This is a genomic window from Gilliamella apis (assembly GCF_002142155.1).
Classification (GTDB): domain Bacteria; phylum Pseudomonadota; class Gammaproteobacteria; order Enterobacterales; family Orbaceae; genus Gilliamella; species Gilliamella apis.
The window spans coordinates 1-21,018 of record NZ_NASD01000031.1 but is presented as its reverse complement, the minus strand read 5'-3'; the positions used below and the strand labels follow the sequence as shown (position 1 = coordinate 21,018).

The window sequence follows — 21,018 nt, the reverse complement described above, 5'->3', positions numbered from 1 at the left end:
CGAAGAAACTAAACTCGATGAAGGATTATGGCTGGCTGGCTGGCTGGCTGGCTGGCTGGCTGGCTGGCTGGCTGGCTGGCTGGCTGGCTGGCTGGCTGGCTGGCCTCTAAACAACTGTATTTTAACATATTTTCAGTCCTTTGTCATAATGTTAATTTTACGACTTGATCAAATTTTCATAAACTATTCGATTCATGAATTATAATTAAATTTGCAAAATCCAGCAAACTCGATTTGTTAAATTTTGTTAAGATTCTTAAAGTTGCTATTTTTCCCCACTCATCACTTTCATTCCACTTTTTTGACCAGTCTGCATTAACGACAATATTTGTTTTATTTTACCTTCACTAATTAAATTACTCACTGCAGGTGTATTAATAAGCACTTCGAATATCGCTTTGCGAGTATCATTATATGGGATTAGTTTTTGACAGATAATTGCTTGTAAACTACTAGATAATTGAGTTCGTATTAACTCACGTGACCCGTATTCAAATACATCAATTATACGATTAATAGTTTCAATTGCTGAATTAGTATGTAGAGTAGCAAAAACTAAATGCCCAGTTTCAGCAGCAATTAATGCGGCTTGAATCGTAGTTTTATTACGTAATTCACCGAACATAATAATATCAGGATCTTGTCTTAATAAGCTATCAATTGCTTCACTAAAATGTGAGATTTCTCTTTGCTGAATTAGAGACTTTTCATTTTGATAAATAAACTCAATGGGATCTTCTAATGTAATAATATGTTTAGCGGCAATCTGATTAATATATTGAATCAAAGCCGCTAATGTTGTTGATTTTCCACTACCAGTTGCACCAGTAACTAAAATAATTCCTGATTCTACATTTACCAGTTTTTTCAATATTTCCGGTGCCTCAATTTCACATAAAGTTGGGATTTGTTGGTTAATAATTCTAAATACAGCTGAAATTCCACGTTGTTGATAGAAAATATTTACCCTAAATCTTCCCACATTCTCAAGATAATAAGCAAAATCAATCTGTTGATGTTGTTGTAAAGTTACTTTTTGATCATCATCGAGTAAATGTAATAACTCAATTTTTAGCTTAACTGGTGATAATTTATCACTTGAGATAAATTTCAATTTTCCATTAATGCGAATGCACGGTACTTCACCACTAGAAAGATGCAAATCAGAGGCTTTTTGCGTTACACTAAAGGCCAACATTGAATTTAACATTATTTTTAACTAACCACTCTTTAATTGGGAATTCACATGAACACAGTACATGACAATTTAATAACAATTAAAAACAAAATTAACAAAATTGCTCTAGATTGCGGCCGAGATCCCAAATCAATCGAACTTATTGCAGTTAGTAAAACCAAACCTGTAGAATTAATCTCACAAGCGATAAATGCAGGTCAATTATCATTTGGGGAAAATTATGTTCAAGAAGGTGTTGAGAAGATTGCACACTTTAAACAAAGTATGCCTGATTCCCCTATTGTTTGGCATTTTATCGGTCCATTACAATCGAACAAGACTAAATTAGTAGCTGAAAATTTTGATTGGATGCATACCATTGATCGTTTCAAAATTGCCCAACGTCTTGATTCACAGCGCCCGACAGAAATGGATAAATTAAATGTTCTTATTCAGGTAAATATCAGCAATGAACAGACCAAATCTGGCGTTGCAATAGATGAAGTAGCTGATTTGATAAAACAGATTATTACATTACCGAATTTAAGACTACGCGGTTTAATGGCTATCCCTGAGATTGAAAATGATTTTGCTAAACAATTTGCTGTTTTTAAACAGATGAATCAGCTTTTGGAATCTTTAAAAACTGATTATCCATTTTTAGATACATTATCTATGGGGATGTCTGGTGATATGCAAGCTGCTATTGAGGCTGGAAGTACAATGGTTCGTATTGGCAGCGCAATTTTTGGTGCCAGACAATATGTATGATATATTGCCGAGTAAGTTATATTTTAGGAGTAATCAATGATATCGTTAATCTTCTTAGGAAGAGCTATTTTAACTATTTGCTTATACGTCGTTATTCTACGGTTGTGGATGCAACAAGCAAGAGTCAATTTTTATAATCCGTTTACCCAGTTCATTGTGCGTATTACCCAACCGGTAATTGGTCCGTTACGAAGATTAATTCCATCTATCGGGCGTATTGATACAGCAACTTGGCTCGTTTTTTATCTGATTGCATTACTTAAAGTTATGTTTATCTACCGGTTTGAAGGCATTGATGCACCTATTTGGAGCCCTTATTATCTTTTATTTGCTTTAGCTGCCATGGTACATGCTTTTGGACATTTATTATTTTGGTTATTATTCTTTAGGGCTATCTTAAGTTGGGTTAGTCGAGGCCAATCAGTCGCAGATGAATTGCTTGCTCAGCTAACCGAACCTTTAATTGCACCAATTCGCCGAATTATCCCACCAATTGGGATGATTGATCTTTCATTTATGGTAGTTGTTTTTATATTGATGTTTTTGAATTTATTGGCAATCGATCTTCTCGGTAATTTGTGGCTGGCATTCTAAAAATTAAAAGAGAGCCTATGCTCTCTTTTAAATAATATGATCTTCCCAGAAAATAACATCCTTTTCATAAACAATTCTATTTTTAACCGATATTTTTAACTTATGCATTAATTTTTTATTACCGACAATCAGCGGATGCCATTCTGGTAATACTCCTGTTTCGGAAAAATAACGATAAGCACAAGTTTTTGGTAACCATTCGATAGTCAGTAAATTTTCCCGTGTTAATTTTATGCAATCAGGTTCATAATCAAAACGGGTATGATAATGCTTACATTGACAAGTATTTGAATCAAGCAAATTACAGGCAACATTCGTATATAGGATTTCGTCAGTTTCTTCGTCCATTAATTTATTTAGACAGCACTGACCACAACCATCACAAAGTTGTTCCCATTCATCATCACTCATCTGATCTAAGGTTTTATGTTCCCAAAAAGGCTCAATCATACTTTAAAATCATCTTCGTTTAACATTTGTAAAAAAAATCCATCCTCTTTGATCTTTTCTTCAATTTCATTTGCTGTTCCAACAACAAAGCGCCTTTTACCATCAAGCAATACTTTCATAACAAAGACTGGCGCACCAAAAATTGACATTATCTTTTCCGGTATATGTGAAAAATCATTTTCACATTCCATATATAAATAACAGTTTTCTTTTTTGCTACTTCTATAGATATAACACCACATCATAAAATTACATCTTACCTCTCAATTATTTCAGGCTATTTTGTAAATAAACTCCAGCACCAAATAATCCTGGATCGTTATGCGTTATGACATAAACAGGTATTTTTTTAACTAAAAAAGACATACGACCTTTGTGCTCAAATGCTTCTCTAAATGGTGATGACTTAAAAAATTCGATGAATCGAGGAACAATACCGCCCGCAATATACACACCGCCTTGGGTATTAAGTGTTAAAGCCAAATTACCCCCAAATCGTCCCATAAAAGTACAGAAATAATTTAAAGTAGCTAAGCAAAGTGGACAACTATTAGACAATGCTTTATTAACGATTATATCTGGCGTGATATCTTCAATCGGTTGATTATTGATTTGTAATAATGCTTGATAGATATTAACAATACCATTACCAGATAGAAATCTTTCTGAAGATACCCGACCAAATTTGTTACGTAACTGTTGTAAAATTCGATCTTCTTCTTCATTAACCATTGGTAATTCAGTATGTCCACCTTCACCGGATAAACTAAGCCAATGTTCGTTTAATTTAATTAAATGAGAGACGCCTAAACCTGTTCCTGCACCATAAATTGCTATTGGATAATTAAGATTAGCTTCACCACCACCAACTTTTATCACATCATCTGATGATAATCGAGGGATGGAATACGACACTGCAGTGAAATCATTGATAACTTCAAGCTTAGTTAAATTCAATTCTCTAATCAATTCAGAGCGAGAAAATGACAAATTATTATTCGTCATTTCAATTAAATCACCTTCATTAATTGGACATGCTATAGCAATACAAGCCATCTCAATAGTTACAGATTGTGATGTTAAATAAGTCTTAATCAAATTAAGCAATACATCATCTTTTGAAATGAGGATTTTAGTTATCGCTGATAATTCATTACTATCTAAATTATAAAGTGCAAATCGGGCATTGGTTCCACCAATATCAGTAACTAGTGCATATTTACTCATGTTATTCCCTTTTAAAAAATAAAATCTTTCTAGATAAACACTAATTTAATCAATTCAATTAATGCTATAACATAATGAGTAATATTATGGACTATTTAGATTGATTTAACTAGATTGCTTTAACTGAATTCACTAATGGAATTATTGCCGCTAACAAAATGTTAGCGGATGATATTTAGAATTTGAAGGAAATAACCTACTATAACCACTTTTTAACTTTAAAGTAAATGTAAGGGGCAATACCTGCTAGTAACATCAATAATAAGGATAAAGGATAGCCATATTCCCACTTCAGTTCAGGCATGTTTTCAAAGTTCATTCCATAAGCCGATGCAACCACTGTTGGTGGTAAGAATACGACCGAAACAACTGAGAAAATTTTAATTATTCGGCTTTGTTCAATATTGATAAAACTGGTAGCCGCTTGCATCAAAAAGTTTACTTTTTGGAACAAAGATTCATTATGTGGTACTAATGATTCAATATCTCGTATTACTTCTCGTGCTTGTTCTAACTGATCTGTAGGCATTTTTGCTCGGCGCACTAAATAATTAACCGCACGTTGACTATCCATCAAACAAAGTCGTACTTTCCAAGCAGTATCTTCTAATTCAGCTAAAGATGTAATTGCCTCATCATAGTGTTCCTGAGATGAACGATCCATAATAATTAAGCTTAACTCTTCAAGCTCGCTATAAATATTTTCGATCTGATCAGCTAATTGCTCAACTTTAACTTCAAATAAATCCAATAATACTTCGTATGGATTACCATCATTCATGCCTTGATAACGTGAACGCATTCGGTATAGACGGAAAGCAGGTAAATCACGTTCACGCAATGTAAATAAGCGACCATTGTGTATCGTAAATGCTACTGTTGAGTTACCGGCTCGGTCTTCCGCATCTTCATAAAAGAAGAATGAGTGAACATGTAGTCCTTCATTATCTTCGAAAAAACGGGCTGATGCCTCAATATCATCAAGTTCAATACTTGTTGCTAGATTTTGACCTAAATTGGTCAAAATGACTTCACGATCTGCTTCTTCTGGTTCAATTAAGTCAATCCAGATCGCATTTTTAATATCGCCTTCATTAATTTTTACTAATTGTTTGTTTTTTAATCCAAACGCATTAATCATAAGGCCTCCAGGAGAAAAAATGTTTAAGATATAATATCTACAAATGGCAGGCATTATACTCGTTATAGTAAAAAATTCCTATGATAAAGCGAATCTTTCTGTATTTTAAAATTTTGGATACTTAATTCCAAATTTAAATTAAATTCGGTGATGTTAATTAAGTCTCATGATACAATAATACATATCAAATATTTATGTAATTGTTAGGAGTGTATAATGGCAAATAGAGGTATTAATAAAGTCATTTTAGTAGGGAATTTAGGTCAAGATCCAGAAGTTCGGTACATGCCAAACGGTAACGCTGTCGCAAATTTTAGTGTTGCTACATCAGAAACTTGGAAAGATAAACAAACTGGTGAAAACCGAGATCGTACCGAATGGCATCGCGTTGTTGTATTTGGTAAATTAGCTGAAATTGCTGGCGAATATGTTAAAAAAGGTACTCAAGTTTATTTAGAAGGACAATTACAAACTCGTAAATGGCAAGACCAAGCGGGTAATGATCGTTATTCTACTGAAGTAGTGATCAATGCTGTAGGTGGAACATTACAAATTTTAGGCTCTCGTTCAGGAGATAGTTTTAATGATGGCTCACAAAACTGGGGACAAAGTGCTAATAATACTTCGTCTGCTCCTAGTACATCACGTCCTTCAACAACAAATGAACCAGCAGCAAGTCAACCAACTATGCCTGAACCACCAATGGATTTCGATGACGATATTCCATTTTAATGGTTATTTATTCAATTCTATATTATATAGGCGTATAAATTACGCCTTTTTTCAATCCATATTCATTCATACTTTTCGCAAATAACGACAACTTATTATGTTTAACTTTTCTTAAAACCTGTGTTAGAACGGTAAAGATCAGGTGTAACTCCTGCGATATTTTTAAACATAGTAATAAAAGCGGATACTAAACTATAACCAACAGAAAATGCGATATCTTGAATCGATTTATCTTGTTCTAAAAGCGAGATACTATACAAAAATCGTAACCGTTGCCGCCACATTCTAAATGACATACCTAATTTTTGTTGGCAACGTCTTGTAAGGGTTAGTTCGGTGGTAAATACTGTTTGAGCCCACTGTTCAAGGGTCTTATTATTAGCCGGATCTAATTCTAACTCTTTTAAAATAGGAGCTAAATATTTATCGTTCGAACTTGGCAAATAGAATGTGAGGTTAGATTCCATTAAGAGCAGATCGATTAACACTTGTCCTAAACGAAGAGGTGGCGGTATGTCATTTATCGGCGTAATATTAGCACAAAACTTAAAAGCGCCATTGTTTAAAATAAAGGCTTCAGATAAAGATTCATAACTAACCAGTACTGCGCTAATATTTATTTAGTTTTCACCTAACTTAATGTATCTTTTTTATATATTTCATCTATACTTAATTAGAACTTTTATTACAATTTGGATTGAAGTTATGTTGGAACTTATACAAACAGTCGGTTTTGGTTTAATTCTGTTTATTCCATTAACTAATCCGTTAACTACCGTTGTACTGCTATTAGGTCTATCTGGCGATATGACCAATGAGGAACGTAATTACCAGTCAAAAATGACTTGTATTTATGTTTTCATCATCATGATTGTTTCATTTTATTGTGGACAATTGGTCATGAGCACATTCGGTATATCTATCCCTGGTTTACGTATCGCAGGTGGCATGATTGTTGGCATTATCGGTTTTAGAATGCTTTTTCCTCAACAACCCTCGCATAAAACATTAGAAGCAGATGCAAAAAAGAAAGAAGTTTCCAATAATATTGCTTTTGTACCACTTGCAATGCCAAGTACTGCTGGACCGGGAACCATTGCTATGATAATCAGTATGGCTTCCACTGTAAAAAGTGGTGGATATAATGTATCGACTTGGGTTGTTTATACTTCATCAATACTTGTTCCTTTATTATTATGTATTATTTTATGGTTCTGTATGCGTAGTGCTGGTAGCATAATGCGCTTTATGGGTAAAAGTGGTATAGAAGCCACATCAAGAATAATGGGCTTTTTACTGGTCTGTGTTGGTACACAATTTATTATAAATGGTGTTAAAGAATTAATATTAAACTTCCCAAATATTTGAGGAAGGCTATTTTTTTATTACGAATTTTTACCATATTGGTTAACTACCGTATTGGTTAACTAAAGATTTGGGATATTTTTTATCATTTCTACTCGCATCAAATAATCATATAGAGGTAAAAGCTGTTTAAAACCTTTAGCAAGTTTATTCGGTAAATCACCATTTAGGACATCTTCAATATGATTATTGGTTACCATTACAGCAATATTCTTTCGATTGTACCATGTCGATAATTTTTCATCTTGATCTTTGATTAATGGTCTTTTATACATTTCCCCTACTAATTCAAATGGTTTTTTAACACAATTAACTACTGCCAAAAATTTAGAAGGGTCATTTAATATTTCTTCTCTAAAGATATCCATAGTAGTTTTTGAAGCACAATAATAACCTAAACCATATCTATAGCTATCTGGACCAATTTCAAAAAAATAGGCTGGAGCTTCTTTCCAATCACGATTAGGGCGTTTAAACGTCAACCATAAACGACTACGGTATAATGACTTATCTTTAGAAAATCGCGTATCACGATGAATTCGTGAAATTGTTTTACCTATAGCTGGACGCGTTTCAAACCATTCATCAATTTTAAGCATGGTTGGTGTTAGTTGCTCAACCAATAATCGAAAAGGTTTGATCAAATCATTGTCATAAATTGATCTATGCTCTTCAAACCAAACTCTACTATTGTTAATCCAAGCATCTTGTAAAAAATTTAACCCTTCTTGAGTAAAGCCAGTAAAATTTGCCATATATTACTCCTGATATAATGCTCTAACTTTATCTAAGTCCTCTTGGGTATCAACCCCAATAGCTGGAGCTTGTTTGGCCACCGCTACATGTATTTTCTCACCATACCAAAGAACTCTTAATTGTTCTAACATTTCTATCTGTTCTAAAGCAGAAGGTGTCCATTGAATATATTGACGAATAAAACCCACACGATATGCATAAATACCAATGTGACGTAGGTAAAAATCACCAATCGAATCTAGTTTATTTTGTTCACTCAATTTAGCAAAACGATCACGCTCCCACGGAATAGTCGCCCGTGAAAAATAGAGTGCATAACCATCTTTATCCATAACCACTTTTACTGCACCTGGATTAAATGCTTCTTCAACAGAATCAATCGGTACAGCTAAAGTTGCCATGCCGGTTTTATAATTCACTAAATTATCAGCAACTTGATCAATAATAATCGGTGGAATTAATGGTTCATCACCTTGAACGTTTACAATAACTTCATCGTCAGCCAGTTGAAATGTATTAATGACTTCAGCTAAACGTTCAGTTCCTGAGTTATGCTTATCACTCGTTAAAACGACTTCACCACCATAGCTTTGCACTACATCAAAAACTTGTTGGTTATCAGTCGCAATGATGACTCGACTAGCCGATGATTTTTGTGCTTGTTCCATCACTCGAATTATCATCGGTTTGCCATGGATATCAGCAAGGGGTTTTCCCGGTAAACGGCTGGAAGCATATCTAGCAGGAATAATTACTGTAAAACTCATAAAATTACCTCAAAACTTTAATTATTCTTTATCACAATTAGATTGATTTAATGAATTTGCTTCGCTTGCTAATAATACCGGTATCCCTTCTTTTATTGAGTAAACTAACCTATCATTTTGGCAAACTAATTGTTGGTGTTGCTTATCGTATTCTAATTGTCCATGGCATTTAGGACAAGCAATAGCACTTAATAACAGTTGTTTCATTTTTTTTCTCTTTGTAATTTTCTTTCTACAAATAGTGAATAAATCTTTTCTATAGCCTGATCGGGTATCGTAGCATCAATTGGTAAATACCACCAATTAGGTAATGCAAATTGTCGACATTTCACTGCATCTTTTTCGGTCATTAAAAGTGTTTGATTACTTGCAGCAACTTTCTCTAATAATGGCAAGCTAAAATTTTGATGATCGGCAAAAGATTCAGTATGTAACAAATCTACATTCATTTTAATTAACATATCGAAGAATCGCTTTGGATTACTAATACCAGCAATAGCACAAATATGATGTAATGCCGATAACTGGCTTTTTTCATTAGTCAGTAGATTTACCGCGTAACTAGGGGTTAGTTGCATAGTATAAGTTTTATCTGGATACTGATTTGATATATCGCCTAAACTGTCACCATTTATCATAATTAAGTCTACTGATTTCAACCGATTTGTTCGCTCTCTCATCGGGCCAGCTGGGATCCACCAACCGTTTCCGAATAGTCTCTTACCATCAACGACTACGATCTCAATATCACGAGCTAATGCATAATGCTGTAAACCATCATCAGTTAAAACAACATCCAATTGATATGATTTTAATAATTCTTTAACTGCCTCGACTCGCTTAGGTGCGACCGCAATTGGTACTTGAGTTCTTTGATAAATTAAAATTGGTTCGTCACCAGCCTGCGCAGTGGTAGTATTTTCATCTAAAATTAATGGATAATGGTCGGATTTTCCACCATAACCACGAGAGACTAATCCAACCTTCAGACCTTTAGCCTTTAAAGCTTCAATTAAACTAATTGCCAGAGGCGTTTTACCATTACCTCCTGCTGATAAATTACCAATGACAATTATGGGAATTGGCGATTGCCATGCTTTGAATATACCAAACTTGTATAATTGACGACGAATAAAGCTAATACATCCATACAATAATGAAAATGGTAACAACAACCAAAATGATTTATTTTTACCATACCATAATTTCTCAATCATAACTTTATTATGCTCGCTAGTTCCAATAATTTTATTTTATATAGTGAATAAATATATAATTTGTACACCATATTAACAATAATTCTATTTTACTCATAAAATGATAAACTACCAAACCAATCATGATACCATCTTGGATTGATATCTTGTCGCATAGTTTTTTGTTGCCATGATGTTGGATAAAAAAATAGACTAATCTGCCCTTCCTTGCCTGTAATATAATAATTAATATTTAGCGCTTTATAACGATTAGTTATCTTATTGGAAGGCAATCGCCATGGGTTATAACGTGATGCTGAAGTTAGCGCATTAGAGGGATTAACATAATTTAAGAATGGATAACTTGATGAAGTAGTACTACCATGATGAGGAGTTTGTAGAATGGTTGAGTGTAGATTGCGTTTATATTTAACCACTAAATCATATTCTTGTTTACGTTCTAAATCGCCAGTCAATAACACTGAAAATTGACCATCAGTAATTTGTATTACACATGAATCGCCGTTATTAGGATCACTCACTAATTTGGTCGGCCATAACACATTAAAGCGTAAATGTTTCCAATTAAAATTATGATCAGCTAAACAGTTATAATCATTACTCAAACTAGTAGATGAACTCATTAACCATGCATTAGGATAACGTTGTTGTAAATAGCTTAAGCCACCGATATGATCATTATGACTATGGCTAATAATAATTCCTTCAACGTTCAGATTATGCCATTGTAAAAAAGGGATAATTACTTGCTCTGCAGCTGAACTATCTTCCCATTTTGCGCCAGTATCATACAAAATAGCTGATTTACCATTGTGAATTACAATCGCCAATCCATGCCCAACATCCAACATATCAACTCTCCATAGATAATCGGGTTGTTTATAAATTGGTGAAAATAACATTGTTATAATAATCACAATAGTAAAGCTAAAACGACGCCAAAATTCTATCCGAATAATGATTATAGTTATCCAACCAATACCACTAAACAAATAAAAATCCGCCGGTATATTTAGCCATAAAATATTTAAATATTCTAAGCAATAAAAAAGCCATTCTAGTGAAGTTTGCGCAACAAACCATAACCATAAAGCAAGATAAAAACAGTCCATTAAACTAAATAATAATGCCAATAAAATCGCAGGAAAGGTGATTAACGAAACAATGGGAATTGCAATTAAGTTAGTTAACAACGCAACAACACTTATACCATGAAAAATAAATAATTGGATAGGAAGCAATAATAATGTTAAACCAAATTGTAAATGTAATAATCTAATAAAATACCATCGTTTTTTATTTTTTAACGTGCTAGCTAGTGGCAACCATTCAAATAAAAAAATCAAGCTAACCACAGCATAACAGGACATCCAAAAACTTTCAGATAGTATCATTAGTGGGTCAAAAATTAATAATAACGCTATAATACGGTTAATTTTCTGCCATGCGCTAATGTGATTATTTTTATAGCGCAAATATATCCAAATTGATAAAGCTAAAATAGCACGTAATGCTGGAGGATTAAGACCAGTCAACCATGTATAACATAACGTTGTTAACCAACCAATTAATATGGGTAACAATAAATGGTTATAGCGTTGTGGTAAAAAAAAGACTAATCCTTTTAGCAAAAAACTACTAATATAGAATACTAACAGAATATGCATTCCTGAAATTGCCATTAAATGAGCAACACCGGTTTGCATCATAGTTAAACGATTATGATCAGAAATCTGTGAACGGTCACCAAATCCTAATGCTAATAAAATTCCTCGATAACTAAACAAATTAATATAAGCTAAACATTTATCAGCAATACTTTGTCGAATATTAAACTTTTTTTCGAGTAAAACTGATTTAATAACTTTCGCTTTTAACAAAGTATGATTAGCAATCGCAAAACGTTGTTTATCAAATGATCCTTCATTTAAATTACTATGCGTCACTTTGGTTTTTATTGTTAATTGCCAAATTTGCCCTGCTTTAATTAAATCAGATTGTTGCCAATAAATAATAACAGGTACTGGTGATGATAAAATCTGATCTGAAATTTTTAAAATGGAAAATTTTGCATAATATGGATTTGTTTGTTTTTGGGAGTAAATTTGAGTATTAATAGTTTCAACTTTTGCAGTAACGACTAATGTCTGGTCAATATATGGTTCAATTAGACTTAAGTATTGTTTTGCATTTGCTGTAGACCAGAGAAAGCTTAATATAAACACAGCAATCAAACAAAGATAGTAATGACGTCGTATTGGCCATACTAAAATAATAACAATGAATACTCCAGCCAAAACAAACCAAATCGTTTCAGATGGCAATGATGGCAAAAACATTAATGGCACACATCCTAAGATAAATACAATTGCCATTAAATCTATTGAACCGTAGTGCCGCATCAATTTCTACATATTATTATTGTTTAAATAATCAATCTAATATGTTCGAACTTTCTACGAATTATTTTATCTTTAATTTTAGAGCTACATCCCAGTTTAAAGATTACTATTTCTGTTTCTATTGAGAATCATTCATCTAATTAACAAATAAAAAAGCCTTTGATTCTACTCAAAGGCTATTTTATTAATTATATTGGAATTATGCTTTAGCTGCATTATTTACACGTTCACGTAACTCTTTCCCTGGTTTAAAGTGAGGAATATATTTGTGTTTAACCTCAACATTTCCTCCTGTTCTAGGGTTTCTAGCTTTACGTGGTGCACGGTAGTTAAGACTAAAACTACCAAAACCGCGTATTTCAACGCGATCATTACTTTCCATCGCTAAAGCAATTTGTTCAATAATGTCTCTAACAGCATCATCAACAAGTTGCACAGGAAGGTGTGCCCGCCAGTTGACTATTCTTTCTGCTAAATCGGATCTGTTCATGGTCACTCCTAATTTATTTTATGTGGTATATATTTTATTCATTTTATACCACAAAAGAAAAAGAGGGCAAGCCCTCTTTACTCTTTGAATAAATATTTTTTACTCAGTTTTTGATGCTGCTTTAAATGCTTCAGCCATTGCGTTAGTAAATGATGCATCTTCTTGAGTTGCAGTATTATTTACAGCTGCTAATGCTTCTTTTTCATCAGCTTCATCTTTAGCACGTACAGATAGTGAAATTGCACGAGTTTTACGATCGATATTTACGATTTTCGCTTCTACTTCATCACCAACATTTAATGCAGTAGTTGCATCTTCAACACGTTCACGAGCAATATCTTGTGCTTTTAAGTAACCTTCGATACCGTCGGCGATTTCAACTGTTGCACCCTTAGCATCAACTGCAGTAACTTTACCTTTAACAATTGCGCCTTTTTTGAAGTTAGATGCAAAGCTGCTGAATGGATCGTCTTCAAGTTGTTTGATACCTAATGAGATACGTTCACGGTCAGCATCAACTTGTAGAACAACAGCTTCAATATCGTCACCTTTCTTATAAGCTTTAACAGCTTCTTCACCTGGCATATTCCAAGAAATATCAGAAAGATGTACTAGACCATCAATACCACCATCTAAGCCGATGAAGATACCGAAATCAGTAATTGATTTGATCTTACCGCTAACTTTATCACCTTTATTGTGTGATTCAGCAAATTGTAACCATGGATTTGGTTTACATTGTTTAAGACCAAGAGAAATACGACGACGTTCTTCATCAATTTCAAGAACTACAACTTCAACTTCATCACCTAAGCTAACTACTTTAGATGGATGAATGTTTTTGTTAGTCCAATCCATTTCAGAAACGTGTACTAAACCTTCAACACCAGTTTCGATTTCAACGAAACAACCGTAATCAGTTAAGTTAGTTACTTTACCAGTTACTTTAGTACCTTCTGGGTAACGTTTAGCAATTGAAACCCAAGGATCTTCGCCTAATTGTTTTAAGCCAAGAGAAACACGTGAACGGTCTTTATCGAATTTAAGAACTTTAACAAGTAATTCTTGACCAACTTCAACCACTTCACTTGGGTGTTTAACACGTTTCCAAGCCATATCAGTGATATGTAGTAAACCATCAACCCCACCAAGATCAACGAATGCACCGTAATCAGTAAGATTTTTGATAATACCTTTAACTTCAGAACCTTCTTGTAGATTTTCAAGAAGTTGTTCTCTTTCTGCGCTATTTTCAGATTCAATTACTGCACGACGTGAAACAACTACGTTGTTGCGTTTTTGATCTAATTTAATAACTTTTAATTCGATCTCTCTATTTTCAATATGAGAAGTATCGCGTAATGGACGAACATCAACAAGCGAACCTGGTAGGAACGCACGAACGCCATTAAGATCAACCGTAAAGCCACCTTTAACTTTACCATTGATAACACCTAAAACTGTTGCAGCATCTTCAACTGCTTTTTCTAATGTTAGCCACGCCTCATGACGTTTAGCTTTTTCACGAGATAAGATTGTTTCGCCAAAGCCATCTTCAATAGAATCAAGAACAACGTCAACAACGTCGCCAACTTGAACTTCTAATTCACCTTGGGCATTTTTAAACTGCTCTACTGGAATTGCTGATTCAGATTTTAAACCAGCATCAACTAAAACAACATCTTTGTCGATTGCAACGACAGTACCACGGATCATATTACCAGAACGAGTGTCTAGTTGATTTAAAGACTCTTCAAAGAGTTGAGCAAAAGATTCAGTCATATTTTATATACTTAAATTAATATTAACGTCCACATTACATCCTGTCTTGTGGGGTTGTTTATGTTACTCCACTTATATCCTTATAATGGAGCTTCGTTCACACAATAAGTTTACTTACAATATAAACTTATAGCGCAAGTTTTTCTTTTATATACATAATAGCTTGATTAAAAACATCTTCGATAGAGAGAGATGTGGTATCAATTATTAATGCGTCAACCGCAGGCTTTAAGGGCGCAACTGCTCGATTTCGATCTCGCTCATCACGCGCAGTTATCTCCTGCAAAATTTCGGGGAATTTAGCATGAATTTGTTTATCTTGCAACTGTTTCATTCTTCTTTCTGCTCTTGATTGAGCGCTGGCATCAAGAAATATTTTAACGGGAGCATCGCTAAATACGACTGTCCCCATATCACGGCCATCGGCAATTAATCCAGGTAATTGTCGAAAATCACGTTGACGCTGTAATAAAGCTGTTCTTACTTCATTTATTGCAGCTACTTTTGAAGCAGCTCCACCAGTTTGTTCGGTACGAATCTCTTTTGAAACATCAACCCCAGCCAACAATACTTTGACATCATCATGACTGCTATCAAATGTTAACGGCAAATTCAATGCGAGCTCAGTTAGCTGATTAATATCATCTAAAGCAATATTTTTCTTTAACGCCGCTAGCGCTAATACACGATAGATAGCACCTGAATCCAAAAGATGCCAGTTGAAGTGATTTGCTAACGCTTGACATAATGTACCCTTACCTACGCCACTCGGCCCATCAACAGCAATAACAGGAATATTTTTTGTCATGTTATATTTCGCTTAATCGTTTAAATTGTTCAAAATAATCAGGGAATGTTTTCATTGTACACTTCGGATCTAAAATAGTTACCGGCGTATCAGAAAGTGCAACTAATGAGAAACACATAGCCATACGATGATCATTATAAGTTTTGATTTCTGCATGGTTGAGTTTTGCGGGAGGAGTTATAGAAATATAATCCTCTCCTTCTTCAACAGTAGCACCAACTTTACGCAATTCGTTAGCCATAGCCGATAAGCGGTCGGTCTCTTTTACTCGCCAATTGTAAATATTTCGAATTGTCGTTGTTCCATCAGCAAAGAGTGCTGTTGTTGCAATTGTCATCGCAGCATCAGGAATATGATTCATATCCATATCGACACCATTTAATTCACCGCGAGAACACTCAATATAATCATCAGCCCAAGTTATTTTGGCACCCATTTTTTCCAGCACATGAGCAAATTGAGTATCTCCTTGTAAACTTTTTTTACCAACTCCAGTAACACGAACAGTGCCACCTTTAATTGCTGCTGCCGCTAAGAAATAAGATGCTGAAGAGGCATCACCTTCTACCAAATAGCTACCAGGAGATTGATAAGTTTGATTAGCTTTAATGACAAATGTCTGATATTGATTATTGATAACCGATACACCAAATATTGCCATCATTTTTATTGTAATATCAATATATGGTTTAGAAACTAGATCGCCAATAATAGTAATTTCCGTATCATTGCTAGCTAAAGGGGCTGCCATCAATAGTGCAGTTAAGAATTGACTTGATACCGAGCCATTTACAGCAATCTTACCTCCAGTAAAACCACCATGGATATGAAGTGGCGGATAACCTTCATTTTCAAGATAATCAATTTTAGCGCCACCTTGACGTAATGCATCGACCAAATGACCAATTGGACGCTCTTTCATACGAGGTTCACCTGTTAATACAATATTATTATCGGCTAAACAAAGTGCTGCTGCTAAAGGACGCATAGCTGTCCCTGCATTTCCTAAAAATAATTCTAATGGATGAGCAGAATGTAATTTACCGCCAACCCCTTCTATATCACAAATTGTTCGGTCATCTGACAGATGATATTTGATATTCAACGCTTTTAAAGCGTCAAGCATATAGCGAACATCATCACTATCAAGTAAATTAGTTAATCTTGTTTTGCCTTGACTAAGTGCAGATAATAATAGTGCACGATTTGATACACTTTTAGAACCTGGTAAATTAATAGTACCACTAAATTTTTTTATCGGTTGTAATGTCAAAGATAACATAATGACTCTCTTTAGTAATTTTAATATTCTTTAAAAATTTTCTAAGGTGGTTTTTAATAGATCAATTGCTTTATGATCTTTTGCGCTATTTTGCCACAGCTTATCAAATAAGTGGCGATAACGCTTAATTGCATCTTCTGAAGATGTTATTGAGGCAATCCCTGTGGTTATATTAGGTAGTTCACCCAATCGAAAAGGACTCATTGCCAATGCTAAGGCCTCTTCATTTTGATAAAATATTTGAAAAGCGATGGATGGGATAGCTTGTTCTGTAATCGCAATTGTTGGTGCATAAGCTTGGTCTTCTATCAATTTGATCAAATGATAAATTTCTTTACGAGCCAATAACATTCTTTCAGACTTTTTACCTGGGGAAATGGTTAAATTACCAACCAAACCAATATGCAAAAATCGCTCAACATTACGTAAACTGATTAGATTAATCACTTTAGGTATAGATTGATAAAATTGTGTCTTACGCTCATTTAAAATCGATAATGATGTTGCATATCGTTGCGCGGCAATGGATTCACTCGACTCATTTAACATCATACCTAAATGGGAAAGGTAATCGGGTGAAGTTAATAGAAAAGAAAAAGGATCAAAATGAGAATAGATGTGCGTAGATTGTTCTTCTAATTGACGCATACGTTCAAAAAAACCATCACCGCTAGAATAGTATTCGGTATCAATACCTAGCAAACTAGCAAATGACGTATCTAATAATGAGGCTAACCGTTCAAGTGTTTCTATTTTAACAATTTCGCCTTTTTCTAAACGGTAAACCGCAGCTCTAGAAATTTTAAGACTTTCTGCAACATCTTCAGCTCTGAGAGAAGCAGCGATACGGTAAGCCCGCAACCGCTGTCCGATAGCACAATAATCAATCGATCCAGTAATCATAATACACTCAAACTATTGGGATTTTGGCAGTGTACCATATGGTAGGTACAATGCCAATTTAATGTAATGATATTTCAGATTAAATGCGTGTTTGAGTCTTTTATTTTAATAATTCATTTTGTAATGATGATGCATTTTTAAATTCAGTATAGTCAGTGATAGCTTCAGGTTCTTTTTCTCCTTTTTCCGTTTTTCCTATCACTTGTGATGCTATTACTAAACCTTTTTGGTCAATAACAGTACTTTTATAAAAATCAATTAAATCTTGTTTAGTGATTTTCTTAAGAAGTTCTATTTTTTTATCACGCGAATCAAATTGGAAACGTGATAAACGATAATCTGAAATTAAACGTTCAAACTCTTCATCTAATGATTGCGGCGGCATTGTCTGTTCATCAATGATGCTTCTTTTATACTCTTCAATATCCTTATCAGTTAACGCATCTAATTTATTTAACATTGTTGGGTAAAAAGCTTGATAACGTTGTAATAGATAAGCAGGATCCCACTGATTAGTTTGCACAGCAAAACCCAGCCCGACTGATTCACCGATGAAAAATGGAAAAATACCTACAAGATAACCCAATTGTTCATGACTCCGCAATTGATCAAAAAACCATGGTGACATAATACTAGTTAATGTATAACCAACAACTTGACTTTTAGTCGGATCATAATTTGTTGGGAAATAAGTCATTAACAACGCGCTATCGGTACTTTTCGCTTGTTGGGTGATTCTCGCTGTAAACGAAGTTTTAATTGCTATATCATCCAAAGGAGTAAATTCAACATCGCGTTTTAATGTCTTTTGCACTGCATGATAAAGATCCAAAGAATCTTCATTTGAAATATTACCTAAACTAATCATATAAGGTATAGATTGGGTCATCAAGTTATCACGATAAGCTTCAACATCACTAATAGTGATAGTATTTGTAATTTGTCGTCTTTCATCTCGTTCAAAATAGTGTGGCAACTTAGATAATGCAAGAACTGGCTCTGACGCTAATCGAATACTTTCAAAATGATCTGCCCCATCAAGTCGTTGCAGATACCATGATTTAGCTAATGCTAAACTTTGTTCATCAATAGCCACTTGACGATAGCTATTAAGAATAGCCAATACCATTTCTGGTAAATGTTGATTAAAACCAGCAGCAGTTATCATTAAACCATTATCAGGACCAGTGGATAATGACATTCCGGCATTACCTGCTTGAAATTGTAATTGCGTTAAATCACGACTAACGATGTAATCAAGTAACTCAAAAGCAATCGACGTTTTTGCGTCTTTAAAAGCCTGATTATTACGTAAAGAAACTGCAATCACAGCCTTAGGATCATTATTAAAATGACGACTAACAAAATGAATATGATTACCACGTTTGCTAAATGTAGCTGGTTGAATTTGATCGCTATTTTGACGTATTATATTAAAATTATCTGGGATATAAGGATTTAATTCCGGCAAAGTAAACGAAAAATCTTTAGCTAAATTAGTCCACGTTGCTTTTAATTCATCTGTAATATTATCTACTTTATAAGGCGCATTTAGAAAATATGCAGTTTTATCGGTAGTTTGATTTGGGGCAATCAACCACACTCTAGCATTGTCAGGAGTAAAACTTTTGATTCGATTGATGATAGCTTCTTTATTCAAATGTTCCGCAACATAATCCGCATCTAATACATTTTTAACCGGATAAAGTAGCATCTGATCTGATAACCATTCGACATAAGACATATCACGGTTAACATCTTTATACTTAAAAGATAAAGCAAAAACTTTTTTTATCTCATCATAATAAGCTTCTGAAACGCCCTGTTTTTCAATTAATTGTAAATAATTGAATATAGCTGCAATCACCTTGTCTTTTTGCGCCAAGCCTTCATCAGTTAAAATGACATTAATATTAAATGTTCCACTATTACCATAATATTTACTATCACAAGTTGCTTGAATAGCTTCAATCAAACCTTGTTTTTGTAGCTGATCAGCTAAGGTATTTTTACTATTATTACTAATTAAATAGATAAGGTACTCATTGGTTTTATCAGTAAATTTATCGATATCATTTTCAATCGGAAATTTTAAAGACAACATTTTTCTAGGTTGAGCCGGTAACATGGTAATTTCTTTACCAGTAAACTCCTGAGTAATCGCTGGTTTGGTAATTGGCGGAACGATTATATTTTTATTAGGAATTTGACCGTAAGTAGATTCAGCTAAAGTTTCCAATTTTTCAATGGATTGATTACTGTAAATAACCCCCACCATAATATTAGCTGAATAGTATTTATCATGAAAGTTGACTAGTTCATCTTGTAATTTACTATTGTCTTTATCACTTAAAGTTTCTAAATTTCCTCCCGAAAATTGTGATGCCGGGTGATTGGGATTAATTGTTTCAGAATCAACTTGCTGAATACGAAAACCATCACTTGAGCGATACATCGTCATTTCTGCATTGACGGCATTTCGTTCTTTATCAGCAAATTTAGGATCAAAAATTGGTTCAGCAATCGCATCAGCTAAATAATCTAATGCAGTATTAATTACACCATTTTCAACTTCAAAGAAAAATGCGGTACGATTACCGCTAGTAGACGCGTTATAGTTACCAGCATGTCGAGCTAGAAATTCGGTAAAACTAGATGGTTGAGGATACTTTTTCGATCCCATTAGCACCATATGCTCTGTGTAATGGGCTAAACCTTGTTGAAGCACTGGATCATATAACGAACCAACAGGCAAAGCTATAGAACCAAGAGATTTAGTCGCTTTTGGATCTGAAACTAATAAAACTCGCATTTTATTATCAAGTTCAATGACTTCATATTGACGATCATCTCGTTCGCTTTGCTGAACTTTATTTGATAACACAGAATGTTCATGCTTATTCTCAATTGCAAATGAACTATTAAATGTAAAAACGGTTAATGCAGTAACAAATAGTGTTTTAGTTTTCATGTTATTCATAGAATTCTCGCCTAATTTAAAAGACAGTATAATCGAAATATAAATATAAATGAAAAAGAATAATTTATTATTTGGAATACAAAATTACAGTCAAAATTCAAGAATATAAAGGTATATAGAAGGTATGATTAATTACAGCTTTATTAATAGAAGAGAGCAATATAGCGATAACCG

General features: G+C 33.9%; 21 protein-coding genes and 1 pseudogene. 5 read left to right on the top strand and 17 right to left on the bottom strand.

Going from position 1 to position 21,018, the window contains the following annotated elements; all coding sequences use genetic code 11:
• Window positions 1-205, top strand: a pseudogene (locus tag B6C84_RS11610) (hypothetical protein); the annotation flags it as partial.
• A 60-nt stretch (window positions 206-265) separates the two neighbouring features.
• Here B6C84_RS11610 and B6C84_RS10875 read toward each other — a convergent pair.
• A complete protein-coding gene (locus B6C84_RS10875) occupies window positions 266-1,210 on the bottom strand; it encodes a type IV pilus twitching motility protein PilT (RefSeq protein WP_065651848.1) in 945 nt (314 codons plus the stop codon).
• Window positions 1,211-1,246: 36 nt separating this feature from the next.
• Between B6C84_RS10875 and B6C84_RS10870 the strand changes: the two genes are divergently transcribed.
• On the top strand, window positions 1,247-1,948 hold the full coding sequence (locus tag B6C84_RS10870; protein WP_065613303.1) for a YggS family pyridoxal phosphate-dependent enzyme: 702 nt from the start codon (window positions 1,247-1,249) through the stop codon (window positions 1,946-1,948).
• Between the two features lie 36 nt (window positions 1,949-1,984).
• On the top strand, window positions 1,985-2,542 hold the full coding sequence (locus B6C84_RS10865; protein WP_065579258.1) for a YggT family protein: 558 nt from the start codon (window positions 1,985-1,987) through the stop codon (window positions 2,540-2,542).
• Window positions 2,543-2,569: 27 nt separating this feature from the next.
• Here B6C84_RS10865 and B6C84_RS10860 read toward each other — a convergent pair whose 3' ends face one another.
• From B6C84_RS10860 to corA, 4 genes are all read right to left on the bottom strand, one after another.
• A complete protein-coding gene (locus tag B6C84_RS10860) occupies window positions 2,570-2,992 on the bottom strand; it encodes a YcgN family cysteine cluster protein (protein ID WP_086354248.1) in 423 nt (140 codons plus the stop codon).
• Entirely contained in the window at window positions 2,989-3,237 is a 249-nt protein-coding gene (locus B6C84_RS10855) for a YcgL domain-containing protein (RefSeq protein ID WP_081298923.1), read from the bottom strand. The genes B6C84_RS10860 and B6C84_RS10855 overlap by 4 nt, the downstream gene beginning before the upstream one ends.
• Window positions 3,238-3,259: 22 nt before the next feature.
• Entirely contained in the window at window positions 3,260-4,219 is a 960-nt protein-coding gene (locus B6C84_RS10850) for a glucokinase (RefSeq protein ID WP_086354249.1), read from the bottom strand.
• 199 nt (window positions 4,220-4,418) lie between these two features.
• On the bottom strand, window positions 4,419-5,360 hold the full coding sequence (gene corA / locus B6C84_RS10845) for a magnesium/cobalt transporter CorA (RefSeq protein WP_065613307.1): 942 nt from the start codon (window positions 5,358-5,360) through the stop codon (window positions 4,419-4,421).
• Between the two features lie 216 nt (window positions 5,361-5,576).
• Between corA and B6C84_RS10840 the strand changes: the two genes are divergently transcribed.
• Complete coding sequence (locus B6C84_RS10840) at window positions 5,577-6,092, top strand: single-stranded DNA-binding protein (RefSeq protein ID WP_065579262.1); 516 nt, start codon at window positions 5,577-5,579, stop codon at window positions 6,090-6,092.
• Window positions 6,093-6,193: 101 nt separating this feature from the next.
• Here B6C84_RS10840 and B6C84_RS10835 read toward each other — a convergent pair whose 3' ends face one another.
• A complete protein-coding gene (locus B6C84_RS10835; RefSeq protein WP_086354250.1) occupies window positions 6,194-6,559 on the bottom strand; it encodes a helix-turn-helix domain-containing protein in 366 nt (121 codons plus the stop codon).
• Between the two features lie 238 nt (window positions 6,560-6,797).
• On the opposite strand from B6C84_RS10835, the gene B6C84_RS10830 reads away from it, so the two are divergent.
• Window positions 6,798-7,460 carry a MarC family NAAT transporter gene (locus B6C84_RS10830; protein WP_133052222.1) on the top strand — a complete coding sequence of 221 codons (663 nt, stop codon included), beginning with the start codon at window positions 6,798-6,800 and terminating at the stop codon, window positions 7,458-7,460.
• Window positions 7,461-7,519: 59 nt separating this feature from the next.
• On the opposite strand, the gene B6C84_RS10825 is transcribed toward B6C84_RS10830, so the two are convergent.
• The 11 genes from B6C84_RS10825 to ptrA all read right to left on the bottom strand — a co-directional run bounded on the left by B6C84_RS10825 (window position 7,520) and on the right by ptrA (window position 20,844).
• Window positions 7,520-8,212, bottom strand: a complete 693-nt coding sequence (locus B6C84_RS10825) for a DUF2461 domain-containing protein (RefSeq protein WP_034903634.1) — start codon at window positions 8,210-8,212, stop codon at window positions 7,520-7,522.
• Window positions 8,213-8,215: 3 nt separating this feature from the next.
• Window positions 8,216-8,980 (bottom strand): 3-deoxy-manno-octulosonate cytidylyltransferase, encoded by a 765-nt coding sequence (gene kdsB / locus B6C84_RS10820; protein ID WP_086320072.1) that lies wholly within the window; start codon window positions 8,978-8,980, stop codon window positions 8,216-8,218.
• A 21-nt stretch (window positions 8,981-9,001) separates the two neighbouring features.
• Window positions 9,002-9,187 carry a Trm112 family protein gene (locus B6C84_RS10815; protein WP_034903640.1) on the bottom strand — a complete coding sequence of 62 codons (186 nt, stop codon included), beginning with the start codon at window positions 9,185-9,187 and terminating at the stop codon, window positions 9,002-9,004.
• Window positions 9,184-10,197 (bottom strand): tetraacyldisaccharide 4'-kinase, encoded by a 1,014-nt coding sequence (gene lpxK / locus B6C84_RS10810; protein WP_086320073.1) that lies wholly within the window; start codon window positions 10,195-10,197, stop codon window positions 9,184-9,186. The genes B6C84_RS10815 and lpxK overlap by 4 nt, the downstream gene beginning before the upstream one ends.
• Before the next feature lie 89 nt (window positions 10,198-10,286).
• A complete protein-coding gene (locus B6C84_RS10805) occupies window positions 10,287-12,572 on the bottom strand; it encodes a DNA internalization-related competence protein ComEC/Rec2 (RefSeq protein ID WP_165754878.1) in 2,286 nt (761 codons plus the stop codon).
• Between the two features lie 226 nt (window positions 12,573-12,798).
• Complete coding sequence (gene ihfB, locus B6C84_RS10800; RefSeq protein WP_034901983.1) at window positions 12,799-13,089, bottom strand: integration host factor subunit beta; 291 nt, start codon at window positions 13,087-13,089, stop codon at window positions 12,799-12,801.
• A gap of 99 nt (window positions 13,090-13,188) precedes the next feature.
• Window positions 13,189-14,871 (bottom strand): 30S ribosomal protein S1, encoded by a 1,683-nt coding sequence (gene rpsA / locus B6C84_RS10795; protein WP_034901981.1) that lies wholly within the window; start codon window positions 14,869-14,871, stop codon window positions 13,189-13,191.
• Between the two features lie 127 nt (window positions 14,872-14,998).
• A complete protein-coding gene (gene cmk / locus B6C84_RS10790; RefSeq protein WP_086320075.1) occupies window positions 14,999-15,679 on the bottom strand; it encodes a (d)CMP kinase in 681 nt (226 codons plus the stop codon).
• Window position 15,680: 1 nt separating this feature from the next.
• The gene (aroA, locus tag B6C84_RS10785; protein WP_086320076.1) at window positions 15,681-16,964 is read right to left on the bottom strand and encodes a 3-phosphoshikimate 1-carboxyvinyltransferase; all 1,284 of its coding nucleotides are present in this window, start codon (window positions 16,962-16,964) and stop codon (window positions 15,681-15,683) included.
• Between the two features lie 27 nt (window positions 16,965-16,991).
• A complete protein-coding gene (locus B6C84_RS10780; protein ID WP_065651838.1) occupies window positions 16,992-17,864 on the bottom strand; it encodes a helix-turn-helix domain-containing protein in 873 nt (290 codons plus the stop codon).
• A gap of 100 nt (window positions 17,865-17,964) precedes the next feature.
• Window positions 17,965-20,844, bottom strand: a complete 2,880-nt coding sequence (gene ptrA, locus B6C84_RS10775; RefSeq protein ID WP_086354251.1) for a pitrilysin — start codon at window positions 20,842-20,844, stop codon at window positions 17,965-17,967.
• Between the last annotated feature and the right edge of the window lie 174 nt (window positions 20,845-21,018).

Excerpts from the sequence above, each read along its gene's own strand:
- B6C84_RS10840 (WP_065579262.1), top strand. The coding sequence starts at position 5,577 with ATGGCAAATAGAGGTATTAATAAAGTCATTTTAGTAGGGAATTTAGGT.
- B6C84_RS10870 (WP_065613303.1), top strand. The coding sequence starts at position 1,247 with ATGAACACAGTACATGACAATTTAATAACAATTAAAAACAAAATTAAC.
- lpxK (WP_086320073.1), bottom strand. The coding sequence starts at position 10,197 with ATGATTGAGAAATTATGGTATGGTAAAAATAAATCATTTTGGTTGTTG.
- B6C84_RS10875 (WP_065651848.1), bottom strand. The coding sequence starts at position 1,210 with ATGTTAAATTCAATGTTGGCCTTTAGTGTAACGCAAAAAGCCTCTGAT.
- B6C84_RS10835 (WP_086354250.1), bottom strand. The coding sequence starts at position 6,559 with ATGGAATCTAACCTCACATTCTATTTGCCAAGTTCGAACGATAAATAT.
- B6C84_RS10805 (WP_165754878.1), bottom strand. The coding sequence starts at position 12,572 with ATGGCAATTGTATTTATCTTAGGATGTGTGCCATTAATGTTTTTGCCA.
- B6C84_RS10865 (WP_065579258.1), top strand. The coding sequence starts at position 1,985 with ATGATATCGTTAATCTTCTTAGGAAGAGCTATTTTAACTATTTGCTTA.
- corA (WP_065613307.1), bottom strand. The coding sequence starts at position 5,360 with ATGATTAATGCGTTTGGATTAAAAAACAAACAATTAGTAAAAATTAAT.
- B6C84_RS10860 (WP_086354248.1), bottom strand. The coding sequence starts at position 2,992 with ATGATTGAGCCTTTTTGGGAACATAAAACCTTAGATCAGATGAGTGAT.
- B6C84_RS10855 (WP_081298923.1), bottom strand. The coding sequence starts at position 3,237 with ATGATGTGGTGTTATATCTATAGAAGTAGCAAAAAAGAAAACTGTTAT.
- ptrA (WP_086354251.1), bottom strand. The coding sequence starts at position 20,844 with ATGAATAACATGAAAACTAAAACACTATTTGTTACTGCATTAACCGTT.
- rpsA (WP_034901981.1), bottom strand. The coding sequence starts at position 14,871 with ATGACTGAATCTTTTGCTCAACTCTTTGAAGAGTCTTTAAATCAACTA.
- cmk (WP_086320075.1), bottom strand. The coding sequence starts at position 15,679 with ATGACAAAAAATATTCCTGTTATTGCTGTTGATGGGCCGAGTGGCGTA.
- B6C84_RS10815 (WP_034903640.1), bottom strand. The coding sequence starts at position 9,187 with ATGAAACAACTGTTATTAAGTGCTATTGCTTGTCCTAAATGCCATGGA.
- ihfB (WP_034901983.1), bottom strand. The coding sequence starts at position 13,089 with ATGAACAGATCCGATTTAGCAGAAAGAATAGTCAACTGGCGGGCACAC.
- B6C84_RS10850 (WP_086354249.1), bottom strand. The coding sequence starts at position 4,219 with ATGAGTAAATATGCACTAGTTACTGATATTGGTGGAACCAATGCCCGA.
- B6C84_RS10830 (WP_133052222.1), top strand. The coding sequence starts at position 6,798 with ATGTTGGAACTTATACAAACAGTCGGTTTTGGTTTAATTCTGTTTATT.
- B6C84_RS10780 (WP_065651838.1), bottom strand. The coding sequence starts at position 17,864 with ATGATTACTGGATCGATTGATTATTGTGCTATCGGACAGCGGTTGCGG.
- B6C84_RS10825 (WP_034903634.1), bottom strand. The coding sequence starts at position 8,212 with ATGGCAAATTTTACTGGCTTTACTCAAGAAGGGTTAAATTTTTTACAA.
- kdsB (WP_086320072.1), bottom strand. The coding sequence starts at position 8,980 with ATGAGTTTTACAGTAATTATTCCTGCTAGATATGCTTCCAGCCGTTTA.